Annotated in this window: 1 protein-coding gene; it reads left to right on the top strand. The window is 67.9% G+C overall.

Going from position 1 to position 243, the window contains the following annotated elements; genetic code table 11:
• A partial coding sequence (locus SB753_RS40595; protein ID WP_410805617.1) for a DNA ligase LigA-related protein occupies positions 1–243 on the top strand: 243 nt, incomplete at both ends.

Raw genomic sequence — 243 nt, 5'->3', positions numbered from 1 at the left:
GCGCTCCGGCCGAGCGCGATCCGGCTGCACGCGCCGAGTGGCTGCGCGCGGAACTCGAACGCGCCAACTACGCGTACTACGTGCTCGACCAGCCTGATCTGCCCGACGCCGAATACGACAAGCTGTTCAAGGAGCTCGAAAGCATCGAGGCGGAGCACCCGGATCTGATCGTGCCGGATTCGCCCACCCAGCGCGTGGGCGGCGAAGCGGCGAGCGGTTTCGAGCCGGTCGTCCACGATCAGC

This window comes from Paraburkholderia sp. SIMBA_053 (assembly GCF_046534895.1).
Taxonomy (GTDB): domain Bacteria; phylum Pseudomonadota; class Gammaproteobacteria; order Burkholderiales; family Burkholderiaceae; genus Paraburkholderia; species Paraburkholderia caledonica.
Note: the sequence above shows the minus strand (reverse complement) of the source record. Positions and strands in the feature narration are given on the sequence as shown.